General features: G+C 57.1%; 12 protein-coding genes. 9 read left to right on the top strand and 3 right to left on the bottom strand.

Going from position 1 to position 13,727, the window contains the following annotated elements; genetic code table 11:
- The first annotated feature begins 195 nt into the window (after positions 1 to 195).
- The 9 genes from trxA (at position 196) to INF35_RS12145 (ending at position 10,638) form a co-directional block, all read left to right on the top strand.
- Complete coding sequence (trxA, locus tag INF35_RS12185; RefSeq protein ID WP_193502812.1) at positions 196 to 519, top strand: thioredoxin; 324 nt, start codon at positions 196 to 198, stop codon at positions 517 to 519.
- 336 nt (positions 520 to 855) lie between these two features.
- Positions 856 to 1,701 (top strand): tyrosine-type recombinase/integrase, encoded by an 846-nt coding sequence (locus INF35_RS12180; RefSeq protein ID WP_193502810.1) that lies wholly within the window; start codon positions 856 to 858, stop codon positions 1,699 to 1,701.
- Positions 1,702 to 2,043: 342 nt separating this feature from the next.
- Entirely contained in the window at positions 2,044 to 2,877 is an 834-nt protein-coding gene (locus tag INF35_RS12175) for a tyrosine-type recombinase/integrase (protein WP_193502808.1), read from the top strand.
- Between the two features lie 69 nt (positions 2,878 to 2,946).
- Entirely contained in the window at positions 2,947 to 6,684 is a 3,738-nt protein-coding gene (locus INF35_RS12170) for a DUF5979 domain-containing protein (RefSeq protein ID WP_193502806.1), read from the top strand.
- Positions 6,685 to 6,690: 6 nt separating this feature from the next.
- Positions 6,691 to 6,921 (top strand): hypothetical protein, encoded by a 231-nt coding sequence (locus INF35_RS12165; protein WP_193502804.1) that lies wholly within the window; start codon positions 6,691 to 6,693, stop codon positions 6,919 to 6,921.
- Positions 6,914 to 7,705, top strand: a complete 792-nt coding sequence (gene lepB, locus INF35_RS13890; protein WP_235983219.1) for a signal peptidase I — start codon at positions 6,914 to 6,916, stop codon at positions 7,703 to 7,705. The genes INF35_RS12165 and lepB overlap by 8 nt, the downstream gene beginning before the upstream one ends.
- Positions 7,706 to 7,808: 103 nt before the next feature.
- Complete coding sequence (locus INF35_RS12155; protein ID WP_193502802.1) at positions 7,809 to 8,978, top strand: QVPTGV class sortase B protein-sorting domain-containing protein; 1,170 nt, start codon at positions 7,809 to 7,811, stop codon at positions 8,976 to 8,978.
- 142 nt (positions 8,979 to 9,120) lie between these two features.
- Positions 9,121 to 9,864 carry a class B sortase gene (gene srtB / locus INF35_RS12150; RefSeq protein WP_235983218.1) on the top strand — a complete coding sequence of 248 codons (744 nt, stop codon included), beginning with the start codon at positions 9,121 to 9,123 and terminating at the stop codon, positions 9,862 to 9,864.
- A gap of 75 nt (positions 9,865 to 9,939) precedes the next feature.
- Positions 9,940 to 10,638, top strand: coding sequence for a Spy0128 family protein (locus tag INF35_RS12145; protein WP_193502800.1), 699 nt, complete (start codon positions 9,940 to 9,942; stop codon positions 10,636 to 10,638).
- A 159-nt stretch (positions 10,639 to 10,797) separates the two neighbouring features.
- Here INF35_RS12145 and INF35_RS12140 read toward each other — a convergent pair whose 3' ends face one another.
- The 3 genes from INF35_RS12140 to INF35_RS12130 form a co-directional block, all read right to left on the bottom strand.
- Positions 10,798 to 11,139 (bottom strand): phenylpyruvate tautomerase MIF-related protein, encoded by a 342-nt coding sequence (locus tag INF35_RS12140; protein ID WP_193502798.1) that lies wholly within the window; start codon positions 11,137 to 11,139, stop codon positions 10,798 to 10,800.
- A 32-nt stretch (positions 11,140 to 11,171) separates the two neighbouring features.
- On the bottom strand, positions 11,172 to 12,302 hold the full coding sequence (locus INF35_RS12135) for an anaerobic sulfatase maturase (protein ID WP_193502796.1): 1,131 nt from the start codon (positions 12,300 to 12,302) through the stop codon (positions 11,172 to 11,174).
- A 73-nt stretch (positions 12,303 to 12,375) separates the two neighbouring features.
- Entirely contained in the window at positions 12,376 to 13,710 is a 1,335-nt protein-coding gene (locus INF35_RS12130; RefSeq protein WP_193502794.1) for an MATE family efflux transporter, read from the bottom strand.
- Between the last annotated feature and the right edge of the window lie 17 nt (positions 13,711 to 13,727).

The following is a 13,727-nucleotide window of genomic DNA, read 5'->3' as shown; positions in this document are numbered from 1 at the left end:
GTCCGTATTTTTGCTTCGATTGTGCGCACTGCAAGGACAATGCGCCGCGGCTCGCCAAAAAAGGTGAAATGTGCTATACTAAAAAAGTTCGGCGCAGGCGATTTCCTACCGTCATGGCCGTCCTTGCGGCAAGCCGTCGGACCTACCTTATTATAATGGCGACATTATAATTGCAATGCAAAGGAGAGAAATAATATGGCAGTCCTTACCGTTACGAAACAGAATTTTGAGGCCGAGGTGCTGGGCAGCGACAAGCCGGTGCTGTTGGACTTCTGGGCAGGCTGGTGTGGCCCCTGCCGTATGATGAGCCCTGTGGTGGACGAAATCGCCGAGAGCGAGTCCGCCATCAAGGTGGGCAAGGTCAACGTGGACAATGAGCCGGAGCTCGCCGCCCGCTTTGCGGTGCAAAGCATCCCCACGCTCATTGTCTTCAAGGGCGGCCGTGCGGTCACCCAGAGCCTGGGCGCCAAGCCCAAGGCAGCGGTGATGCAGCTGCTGCATCAGGCCGGTGCACTGTAATCCGGACATTCCGTCACAATCCCGAAGCCGGGGCGTAAATGCTGAAAAGCATCTGCGCCCCGGCTTTTTCTGTCAGAATGAAAACTGCATCCGATAATCAACAAAATTATTATTAAGTATATACAAGATCATCGTAAAGTGTTAATATATAGACATAAAAACTAGATAAATCAACAAAAAACAGACTTCCTTGCACTTTTTATATACTACGTATTTTTTGATATGTGGCATATACGCGGCGACCCTGACGCGCCGTCAAGATCTCTTCCGCCTGAAAATCAGCGGGGATGGGCATACTAACGGCAAAGTACAGGAACAGGAAGGAGTATGCGATCCATGAAACCCAGTGATATCCGTACCACGCTGCAGCAGTACAGGAGCTGGCTGCTCTCACGGGAGTACAGCGCGGCTACCATTGAAAAATATATCCGTGCCCTGGCCCGTTTTTTTCGGGAAAGCGGTGCATCCCGGCGGCCTTCCCGGGAGGAAGTGGCAGCCTGGCGGGATTCCCTGGTGGAGCAGGGCTATGCGCCGTCGGGGATCAACGCCATGCTGGCAGCGATCAATGACTATCAGGAATTCTGTGACAATCCGCAGGGCAAAGCCAAACCCCTCAAGAGACAGCGCAAGGTGTTTTGTGACCCGGACCGGGAGCTGAGCCGGGAGGAATACTTCCGCCTGCTCAATGCCGCCCGGGACGGCGGCAACCGGCGGGCACTGCTTTTGCTGCAGACCATCTGCTCCACGGGCATTCGTGTATCGGAGCTGCAGTATATCACGGTGGAGGCTCTGCACAGGCATAAGGCGAGCATTCGGTGCAAGGGCAAGTGCAGAGAAATTCTACTTCCCGCCGAACTTTGCAAACGGCTGCTGAAATGGTGCATGCGTCAGCGCATTCATACAGGAGCGGCTTTTGTGGGCAGGACCGGTAAGCCGCTGAGCCGTGTCACGGTATGGAAAATATTAAAGGCCCTGTGCAGCAGAGCCGATGTGGCGTGGAAAAAAGTATTTCCGCACAACCTGAGGCATCTGTTTGCCAGAACCTTTTATAGTATTGAGAAAAATCTTTCAAAGCTTGCAGACGTACTGGGTCATTCCAGCATCGAGACAACAAGAATTTATATCATGGAATCCGGCGCCGAACACGAACGCCTGCTCAACAGCATGCATTTGCTGTTGTAAACAGAATCATGGTTCTGTTTACATAGTGTTGAAAGATGGGCATATGCAATCGAGTTTGCACACACATATCGGCAGCAATTCCCATCAAATTGTAAATAATCTTATCATGGGGGTACCCCGAAATCAAGTGCATACGTTAACTTTTGTGAGTTTTTCCTAAAAATAAGCAGAAGAAATCAGTTGGGCAGTCCATTTTCCGGATTTCCCAACTGATAAACCCTATTCATTTTTAGTCAGCCTGTGCAAATTTTTGCACAGGCGATTTTTTTTTCCCCCTTTTGGAAACAGAACCATGATTCTGTTTCCAAATGTCTCGCTGATTGCCGGAAAGGGGGTCCAGCCATGAAGGAAAACGACGAAATTCTGCCAGGATTCGCCGTGACAGCGTTCCTAGAGGACGAGAAAAGCAATGGCTGGAATGCCGAGACCCGGCGCAGCTACCGAAATTGCCTGTACAACCTGCTGGAGTTTGTAGCTTCCCACGGTCCTCCCGATGCCGGCAGCCTGGAGCTCTGGCGTCAGGAACTGCAGAAAAGCTACGGTTGGCATGGCGTCAACCTGCATCTGGCGGCGGCCAATAACTATTTCCGATGGTGCGGCCGTCCCGATCTGGTGCAAAGGCATTGCCGCCCCGCGCAGGAGCAGCCGCCCCAGTCTCTCACCCGTGCCGAGTATCTTCGGCTGCTGGGGGCGGCCCGGGTGCTGGACCAGCGCCGAAGTTATCTGCTGGTCAAGCTGTTTGCCACCACCGGCCTTCCGCTGCAGTGCCTGGATCAGGTCACAGCGGAGCTGATTCAGGCAGGGGAGGGAACCCTGGACCTGCGGGGCAGCCCGTACCGGTTCCGGTGCCCGCCCAGCCTGCAGGAGGAGCTGCTGGCCTATATGCAGGACAACGGCATCTATCGGGGGCCGGTGTTCATCACACGCAGCGGGCAGCCCCTTGATCGCTCCAATCTGTGCCGCAGCCTGCAGGAGCTTTGCCGTCAGGCCCATGTGCCGGAGGAAAAAGGCAATCCCCGCAGCCTGCGCAAGCTGTACAAGGAAACCCAGGACAAGATCCGTCAAACCATGGACAACCTGCTGCTGCAGGCCTACGATCAGCTGCTGGAAACCGAGCAGAACATGATCGGCTGGCAGGAGGATGCGTCCTCGAACCGGAACCGACCGGCATCGTAACCCAAACAGACCGAACCCGGTTGAGTCAAGTCCGGGCAACCACCTGGTAATGAGGAGTTGAACATGCAAATGAAAAAACGTGTACTCAGCGTGCTGTTGGCGCTCTGCCTGGCAGGCAGTCTGGCAAGCACAGCGTGGGCGGCAGGAGATCAGGCCACGCCGGAAACGGCGGAAGCCGATACCTCTGCCGTAGTGCTCAACGAGGAAGAAGAACAGCAGGACGAGACCACTGCTTCCCAGGAGGAGACCTCCGGGGAGGAGTCTGCCGATCAGGAGGAAGAGCTCCAGGAGGATGCGGCTTCCTACCCCGCCAAGGAGTTTGAGACGACGGTGGAAAGCTCCGATGTGACGGTCAGCGTCAGTGCACCCGAAGGTGCGTTGCCTGAGGATGTCACCCTGACTGCCTCTCTGGTTGGTTCCAGCGAGGATGCCGCGGACGATCAGGCGGTGGCCGACGTGGCCGCCGAACTGGACGCCGCCGAGGTGGAATACGACGGCTTTGTGGCGCTGGACATCAGCTTTGTGGACGCCGGCGGCGCCAAGGTCGAGCCGCTGCAGCCGGTTGCGGTCAATTTCAGTCTGCCCAGCGAGATGCTGCCCGAGGACGCCGACCCCGAGAGCCTGACTGTGCAGCACCTGGCCGAGGACGAGACCGGCGCGGTCGAGGCCGTGGAGACGGTGGCCGACGCAGCTGACGCCACCGACGGCACCATTGCCGTCGACGCCGCGCCCGCGGTGCTGGCCGCTGCGCCCGAGGAAGCCCCCATGCCCCAGGATGCTGAGATCACGGCCGAGTTTGAGGTGGAGGGGTTCTCGACGTTTACGCTGACTTGGTCGGCCCGTTATGCGAATGGAACCACGAAAAAAGATTTTACCATACATACATACCTGGAAAATGGTACCTCTTTGAATGCTGCGCCGGAAAACTTCACGGTCGGTGTTGCTAACGAGTACATCTTTACGGCGGATAACCCAACGCTGGAGATTCCCGGCTATCAAATCGTCCGTGCTGAGATGGTTTACGAATTATGGGAGTACGAAAAAGAGTGGTGGCAATGGGTAGGCAGTTGGAAGCTGATAGACGAGGGAAGCAGCGACGTTTACAGCTTCAACACTTCCAACAACTGGGATAATGGTGCATGGACATACCGTTATAAGACTACGGAAAGTAGCCAAGAACAGACCATTACGATTGATGACGAGCGCGACAACGTTTATTTTAACCTGTATTATAGACAAGTAAGCCCTTCACCCACCAGTGACCTTGTTATCGAGGATGATATATCCGATACGGGCTCGCTGCGGGCAAATTATAGCAAAACGCTGGATCCCAGCAAGCAATATTATTATCGCTGGTATCAGCAGGCGGCAGACGGAACCTACCAGGAAATCTCCGGTGAACTCAACGACACGATTAGCGTATACGAGGACGGTGCGCGTGAAACCTATATGGTGCGCCTGTACGAAGTTGGCAACGAAATCCCAATCGCCGAGTCACTTCCCTTCCAAGTGCCTTATTACAACCAGCTGCAAAACGGAAGCTTCGAGGATGTAAAAGTTCAGGGGGAATCTTCTAACTTGCAGGTCACGAGCGGTCTATATCCGGAAATGGTTTGGCAGACCACCGGCCTGGGCGCAAATGTTAATCGACCTGGCCTTGACATTGAGATTGTAAATGCAAGAGCGTCGAGTGCAGAGAGTAATTATGGAATCACATCCGTTCCACATGGCGACCAATGTGCTGAGCTGAACTGCGAAGCCGCAGGTGCGCTGTACCAGGATGTTATGACGATTCCCGATCGTGATTTGTATTGGAGCGCGTCGCACCGTGCCCGCGGAAACCGCAACGGGAAAGACACGATGTATGTCATCATTATGGATGCGGCTGTTGCGGCTGAAAATGTGACGACGCAAAATGACATTGACGATATCGTGAACGATGTCGGACAGTGGCACGACAATCAGGCGACGATCACCAAGTATAATACGCAGATCACGATTTGGCGTGTTCAGTCTGGCAACGATTGGACGAAAATTGTAAATGAAACATATCGTGTGCCGGAAGGCCAATACCTGACCCGTTTCTTCTTTGGCGCAGGCGATGTGCGAAGCGGGGACAAAACCCAAGGCAACCTGATCGATAAAGTTTCCTTCTCGCAGTATCGTGTTCCGACAGAGCCGGGTAAAGGCACGATTTACATCGAAAAAAATGTTGAGGGTTTTGAGCAGAACGTTACGATCCCGGAAAATACATACACCTTTACGATTTATGAAGACGGAACGAAACTAGAAGATGTAACGTTGCCTACGGAAGATGCAGCACCGTCGAATACAGCGGCATGGAGAGTCGCTGTCGAAAACCTGACGAGCAACACCTACAAGGTAGTGGAACAACAGCCGGCAGATTCCGTTAAAGAGTACCAGTACGAGAGTACAAGCACTGATGTCGAAGGGGCTACTACGGAAACGCGGGAAACGAAAGAATTCCTGCTAAGCCAAAACACTACGGTAGTGGTTGAATTCACCAACACCTACACGCCGACTACCGGCACGCTGGCTGTCACCAAGCAGGTGGAAGGTTGGGGCGACCCGAATCAGATGCCCAGCGGTTCGTTTAAATTCAAGGTTTACGCCGGGGACGCCACCACGGGCGACCCTGTTGAAACCTTTGCCCTGCCGGATAATAGCGGAGCAACCCCCGTTTGGACAAAAGAATTGACCCTCCCGGCGGGCAGCTATACGGTTGTCGAGAAGCAGCCCGGCCAAAATGGTACATATCAATACGATAGTACGCAGATTGCCGTTGACGGCGAGCAGGCCTCGACGGGCTTGCAGAAAACCGTTTCCGTTGTGGCAAACGAAACGACCAATGTCACCGTCACCAATAAGTACAAGCCCTACACCGGCAGCCTGACCATCAAGAAAGTGGTCAATGGCCTGACGGACAGCGCTGCCGCAAACAATACGCAATTCCGGTTCACGATCACCGGCCCGGAGACGATGTTCACGGGCGCGGAAACCAGCAAGACGTTTGATGCTGTGAATGCAGCGGGAGCGCCTGCTGGCGGGGTTACGTTCAACAATGGCAGCGATGGCACCCCCACCGCTACGGTGACCATCACAGGCGAGGGTTCGCTTAAAATCAACGGCCTGCCGCTTGGCACCTACACTGTGCAGGAGACCAGCGCCCCCGATATTGGCGATTTCTATTGCGAACTGCCGACCTCGTCCCAAAGCAGTACGATCAGTAACGCGATGGAGGGTCAACTTGACCAGACGGTCACCATTACAAACACCTACAAGCCTTATCTAACACTTGACATTACGAAGTCTGTTACCGGCGAGATGGGCAGCAGTGAAGATTACTTCGATTTCACGCTGACCGGTGTTGACAGTGACCAATATAAGCTGGAGCAAGACCAAGAGTCCGAAGACGCAAACTTTAAGCTGAATAATGGCAGCACCGTCACGCTGACCGGTCTCAAACCCGGCGATACAGTCACTATCAGCGAGACGACAGCGAATGGCTACACAGCGCAGGGCATCACCATTGCGGAAGGCTCTGCCCTGACCGAGAAGGCTTTCTCTAATCAGACAACGACCTCTGTGACGATCACGATTCCCGAAGGCAATGCGGCGAATCTTGGCACGGTGATTTTTACCAACCATCGCGAAGCTGTCGCCCCCACTGGCTTGGAATCCAACCACACCACGCCGTATGTGCTGATGATCACGGCGGCCGGCATTGCCGGGCTGGCGCTGATCGGCGGCATTGTAGTCCGCCGTCGTCGCCGCCGGATGGAGTAATCGCCTATGCGCACCATGCAGGACATCGCGGATGCACTGTCCGCCATGAAATTTCGCAAAAAGGTGTTCGGCGGGGTGGACGAAGCTGACGTATGGAAGCAGCTGGAAGCCCTGCAGCGCACCTATCAGCTGGTCTACGACGAGCAGGCCGCCTACTATCAGGCGCTGATCGACGAGCGCGACCAGGCACTGGCCCGCATGATGGGCCGCAGGGGCGGTGGTGATGCCCATGGCTGATACCCCCCGCAAGGTCTACCACAGTTCCGCCTCCCCCAAAGCCGCCGGTGCGGCGGCGGGGGACAGAGGAACGGACTCGCTCAACGCTCCGTCCGTTGCCGGCGCTGCGGCTGACACCGCAGACTCGCGATATGATCACTCGGAGCCGTCCATGCCGGAACCGCCCGAAGAGTCGGGTAAGCCGGCAAAGCGGTCCGCCAAAGCCAAAAAGCCCAAAAAGCGGGGCAAGGCGGACAAAAAGGATACGCCCCCCACACCGGAGGACATCATCCGCAAAAAACGCCGGCGCTGTGCCGACGGGGAGGATATCGTATCCTTCTTCACCAAGCTGGTGGCCATGGTGGTGCTGTTGGGGCTGCTGCTGGGGTTTGCCTTCGGCGTGACGCCCATGGCAAACGACGACATGGCCCCCCGCATCTCGGCGGGAGACCTGCTGCTCTACTACCGCCTGGCCGATGACTGGGCCAATGGCGACGTCATGGTCTTTGAGAAGGACGGGGAGCAGTACGTGGGACGCATCGTAGCCCGCGGCGGCGACACCGTCGAGGTCACCGACCAGGCAACGCTGGTCGTCAACGGAAGCACCGTGCTGGAGAATGACATCTACTACACCACGCCCAAGTACGACGACGGCCCCACCTATCCCATCACCCTGGCCGAGGATGAGTTCTTCATCCTGTGCGACTACCGCGAAGGCGCCCGGGACAGCCGGTATTTCGGCCCCGTGAAAGCCAGCGAGGTTAAGGGCAAGGTGATCACCGTGGTGCGGCGCTCCAACCTGTGAGCCGCACATCCGAATTTCCACCATTGTTACATCGGGATGCCCGGTTTGAGCGATCCTGTGTAAAATACGCAAAAGCCATAATTCAGAAAGGAAGAAAACGAGCATGAAATTGAACAAGACCATCGGTCGCGTTGCGACCACCCTCGTTGCCACCGCCATGCTGGCGTCCCTGGCAGCTCCTGCCTATGCTGCTGAAATGGATGATGATGGCGTCGTCGCAACCTCTGATACATCTATTACTCTTACTCAGACGATTGATGTTTCTGGTGCTGAGGATGCTAACAACCCGCATGTTATTTTTACGTACAAAATCGACGGTAACAGCAACACTACTGGTGCAAATGCTTCTTTGCCGGTCCACACTGGTACCAAGCCTACAGATGTGGACGGCGACTGGACTGTACAGGCTGTATTTGACGGCACAGAGACAAAGACTAACAATCTTGTCAGCGATACCTTTGATATCGACTTTACGCATGTTCAGTGGGATGGCGTTGGTGTGTACCGTTATAAGTTGACCCAGAGTAACAATAACGGAGCCGTCGCTTTGGATACGAACCCCACTCGTTACCTTGATGTATATGTCGGTAATGACGATACCACTGACGATTACAAGGTGCTGTACTATGTGCTGACTACGGATGGCACTCTTGTATTCGATTCGTCCGATGCTGGCGATACTTATAATCACGGCACCAAGTCTGCTGGTTTTACCGCTGATTATAATACATACACCTTGACTGTTAAGAAGTATGTCACCGGTGATATGGGGTCTAAGAACGATTCTTTTGATTTCACAGTCAATTTTGAAAATCTGCCTGCTGGCGTTGAGGTTTCTGTTGACAGTGATGCAGCGGTCTCTTCTAACGTTGTTACCAAAGCTTTGCAGGATGGCCAGACTATCACTATTAAAGGTATCCCCGCAGTCGGTAGCAATGGTGAGCCGGTTACTTATACTGTCAGCGAAGAATTTGCTACTAGCAAGGGCTATTCCACACAGTATGAGGTCAACACGGTCAGCACAGCATGGAATGGTGGCACCGGCGCTCAGGACGCAATTGAAGGCGAGAGCCCCACGAACGAGGATGATACTGTTATGGCGGCTGCCGCCCAGAGCATGGTCACTGATAAAGATAACTGCATCGAATTCAATAACAGCCGCAACTCTGTCACCCCCACCGGTATCGTTATGAACGTTGCTCCCTACGCTCTGCTGGTCGTCATCGCTGCTGCCGGCTGCTTCGTCTTCCTGCGCAAGCGTCGTGAGGACTGATTCACACTGCTGAATCCTGACAGCGCAAGCTGACAATCCTTACTTACTGTTCATCCAAGCATTTTCACCACCTTCCGGGGTCGTTTTCGACCCAACGCAGGCTGGCAAGCCTGAGGATACTGCCTGAAAGGAGGCAAGCCTCTTGCACACCGCGGCCAAACTGGCACGCTTCGGCGATCGAATGGTCAGCATCTTCGCGGCGGCGCTGATCCTGCTCATGCTGCTGTACGGCGGATACTCGCTGTGGGATACCGCCATGGTATTCCGGGGCGCTTTCCTGGACAGCGACCTGCTGCAGTTCAAGCCCGCTGCCGGGGACCCGGACGACAATCCCACCCTTCAGGAGCTGCAGGCCATCAACCCCGATGTGTGCGGCTGGCTGACCATCGACGATACCCACATCGACTATCCCGTGGTCATCGGTGAAACCGACATGGAATACGTCAACAAGGATGTGTACGGCGACTTCTCGCTGTCCGGGTCCATCTTCCTGGACAGTGACAGCGCCCGGGACATCTCGGATGCGTATACCCTGGTCTACGGCCACCATATGGACAACGGCGGTATGTTCGGCGATGTCGTCGAGTTTGTCAACACCGACTACTTTGAATCCCATCCCACCGGCACCCTCTATCTGCCCGACGCGACCTACTCCATCGAGATCTTCGCGTGCGTCCAGGTGGATGCCTTCGACAGCATGATCTATGACCCCACCGCCCAGGACGGTGATGTCAGCGAGCTGCTGAACTATGTGGATGAAATCGCGGTGCAGAGCCGGTACATCGGCGTCACACCACAGGACAAGGTGATCGGTCTGTCCACCTGTGCAGAGGCGGAAACCAACGGTCGAGTAGTCATCTTTGGGCGGCTGGACCGCATGAGCTGACAAAAGCGGATCGGACGGCAGGGCGTTCCCCTGCGGCCGTCCTGTCCCGATCCAATGAAGGAGGTACCTGACACAATGAATCAAGCGATACGGAAACTGAGCGGATTGCTGGTCCTTCCCGTGCTGCTCGCGGCCCTGCTGCTGTTGCCTGTCCGCGCCAACGCGGTCGAGTATGAATGCACGGCGGAGCTCCCGGTCAGCGTGAAGCTCAATGGCAGCAACGAGGAACTTTTCCATATCACCATCGAGTGCGCCGAGGACGCCGACCCCGACCAGCCCATGCCGGCTGAGGAGGAAGAAGGTCTTTGGGTCGCCGGTGGAGACAAGGTTTCCTTTACCGAATTCTGCTATACCGAGCCGGGCGACTACAAGTACATCGTCAAACAGGAAAAGGCCGGCACCGCGTACATGACCTACGACGATACTGTCTACACTGTGGTCATCCGGGTCACCAACCTGGAGACGGAGGAAGGCACCACGCTGCAGGCCCAAGTGTATGCCAATACCGACGATGATCCTGAAAACAAGGTGGCGGAACTGAGCTTCCTGAACACCTACGCCCCGCCCACCCCCACGCCGGACGATCACCCCGACATTGCCGAGGCCATCGAGAACGGCACCTGGGGCACCCCGACCCCGAAACCCGCCGCAATCCCCCAGACCAGCGACAATCTGCCTCTGGTCAGCCTGATCGTGGTTCTGGTCGTGGCCGCTGTGGCCATTGTGGCACTGGTCATTGCGCGCAAGCGCAGCGGCAAAAAGAACGAGGAGTAATCCCCGGCCGCTGACCTGACAATCCAAAACAAACCGCCGATCCGGAGGAACCGGGCCGGCGGTTTTCTTTGTCTGTGTGCAGAAAAGCAAACAAATCCCCGCCGGGACCTGCCTGTGTTCAGGAAGGCTCCGGCGGGGATCGCTGCTGTGAAAAAACAATCAGAAATTGCTGCCGTTCCAGCCCCAGTCGGTGACGGGATGGTAGGTGACATAGACTCCGTTGCCGGGGATGCCCAGCTGATCCTCCAGAATGGCGCAGATCTTGCCGGTCATGGCGTTGTAGTCGGCGGGGGAGGCGTGGCCGTACAGGCTGACCGAGACATAGGCGCCTTTGGTCAGTTTCTGCCCGGCCATCCACAGGTCGCAGCTGTCCTGAATGCCCACCATCAGGTAGGTCTCGGTCTTGTGCAGGGTGGGGATGGCCTTGCCGAAAGCGGTCTTGAGGGCCTCCTTTTGGGCGTCGGCCAGGGATACAGTGAGTTTGGCATCAATGAACGGCATAAAGATCCTCCTTTGTCAGATGATGAAACGAGTCAGCGCCCCCGGGCCTGAAGCTCCGCCCGGGCGATCTGCTGCAGGCGGGAGGCTGCGTGGGCGAAGAACTGACGGAAAGCCGGGCAGTAGTAATTCTGCTTGCCGCCGTCGGGGCTATCGTACCAGTCCCGCTTGCAGCCGCCGAAGCAGAGAGACTGCCACTGGCAGGAAGCGCAGGGGGCGGGGTGGACAAGACCGTTCTGCAGGAACCGGACGGCCCGGTCGCTTTTTGCCAGGGCGGGCAGAGGCTGCTCTCCCAGATGGCCCAGTTTCCAGTCGTCCAGCACGTAGAAGTCGCAGGGATAAAGGGAACCGTCTCCCTCCACCACAAAGTAGGCGCCGCAGCTTCCGCTGGTGGCGCAGGTGCCCGCGGGCAGCCCCATGGCCAGATGGACATAATCGTCAAAAAGGCGGACGCTGGTGTAATGCCCCGCCGCCCAGTCCCGGTACCACTCGTCAAACAGAGCACAGAGGAAATTGCCGTAATCCTCCGGCAGCAGGGAGTAGGGCATGCTGCCCCGGGGCTGCTCAATGGGGTCCAGGCAGGGAATGAACTGCAAAAACTCCACGCCGGTCTTCTGCAGGGCGTGATAGACTCTCACCGCGCTCTTGGCGCAGCGCTTGGTCACCACGCAGAGCAGGTTGACCTCCACCCCCGCCCGCTGCAGCAGGGTGATGTTCTGCCGTACCCGATTCCAGGTGCCCTTGCCCGCCGCATCTATGCGGAACTCGTCGTGCAGGGCCTTGTCCCCGTCCAGCGAGACCCCTACCAGAAAACGGTTCCTGGCCAGAAACTCCGCCCATTCCTCGTTGATGGCCAGCCCATTGGTCTGGATGGCATAACTTACCGGAATGTGCCGGGTGTTGACGCGGGCGACTTCGGCCACAAAATGGCGGAAAAAGTCCAGCCCCGCCACGGTGGGCTCCCCGCCCTGAAAGGCAAAGCTGATGCGGCCGTTGAAGTCCACGGCGTCCAGAGCCTCCTGAATCAGCAGGTCGGCCGTCTCCTGAGTCATGACGCCCATGCTGGGCATGGTGCGGTTGGCGGCCTCGTCTTCATAAAAGCAATAGCGGCAGCGCATATTGCACAGGCTGGATGCGGGTTTTATGAGAAAATTGACAAACTGCATGGTGTGCCGACCCTTTCCCGGTAGATTCTTTCTCCCTATTATACCGGACGCGGCAGGCGGGTGCAAGGCAGTGTCACCGGGCAAAGGCGGTGGCCCGGCGATAGATGAACCAGGACAGCGCCGCGGTCAGGACCTCGGTGACCCAGAAGGCGTGCCAGACGCCGTCGGCACCCCAGAAACGGCTGAACACCCAGGCCAAAGGCAGAATGAGGACGGTATACCGGCACAACGAGATGACAAGGGACTCCATACCCTTGCCCAGACCCTCCAGAGCACCGGAGGCGGTCACCGACAGGCTGGATACCACAAAGCCCAGGGAGATGATGCGCAGGGCGCCGGCGCCCAGGCGGATGGTTTCGGCGTTGTCGGTAAAGAGGGAGATGAGGGCGCCGGGGGCGACCAGGCAGAGCAGGGTGCCCAGCAGCATGACGGCGGCGATAAGGAGCAGACTGGTGCGGAAGATGCGGCGGACGCGGGCGTATTCCCCGGCGCCGTAGTTGTAGCCCATGAGGGGGCGGATGCCCTGCACCACCCCGTTGGCGGTGAGGTAGAGGAAGGACTGGAGCTTGTAGTAGGCGCCGAGAATGAGGACATAGGTCTGAGAAAAGGCGGACAGGATGCCGTTGAGGGCGGTGATGAGCAGGGAGGCCAGCGCCAGGCTGAGGGTGGCAGGCACGCCCACCAGATACATGCGCCGGGCCAGAAAGCCCACCGAGGTCAGTCCCCGCAGGCGGATGCGCAGAGGCAGGGAACCGGCGGCGTAAAAGACCAGGTAGGCCGCAAGGGTCAGGCACTGGCCCAGGCCGGTGGCGATGGCGGCACCCTCGATGCCCAGGGCGGGGAAGGGGCCGATGCCGAAAATGAGCAGGGGGTCCAGAATAATGTTGGCCGCGCAGCCGATGAGCATGCAGATCATGGAAACGGTCATTTTGCCCACGGCCTGGAAGATTTTTTCAAAGGCCATGCCCGCGGCGATGGGTACGCAGAACCAGAAGACGATGTTGGAGTAGCGCAGGCCCAGGGAGAGGACGGTGTGGGAATCGGTGAAGAGGGAGAGAAACCCGGGCATGGCCAGCAGGCACCCGGCGGTGAGCAGCACGCCGTGGAGAATGTTGAGCCACATGCCCAGGGAGGCGGCACAGGAGGCCTGGTCCTGCTTGCCGGCTCCCGTCAGAAAGGCGATGACGGCGTTGACGCCGATGGCAAAGCCCACCGTGATGGCGGTGACCAGATTCTGCACCGGGTAGACAAGGGAGAGGGCGGTCATGGCGTCCTCGCTGATCCGGGCCACAAAGTAGCTGTCCACGATGTTGTACAGCGAGCTGACCAGCATGGAGAGGGTCATGGGCAGCGCCATGGAGATGACGAGGGGCAGCACCGGACGCTGCTTCATAAATACCTGATCCATTGTGTTTTGACCTCCGT

It is taken from the genome of Gemmiger gallinarum (genome assembly GCF_014982805.1).
In the GTDB taxonomy this organism is placed as follows: Bacteria; Bacillota; Clostridia; order Oscillospirales; family Ruminococcaceae; genus Gemmiger; species Gemmiger gallinarum.
The sequence above is the reverse complement of the archived record's forward strand: the minus strand, read 5'-3'. Positions and strand labels throughout refer to the sequence as shown.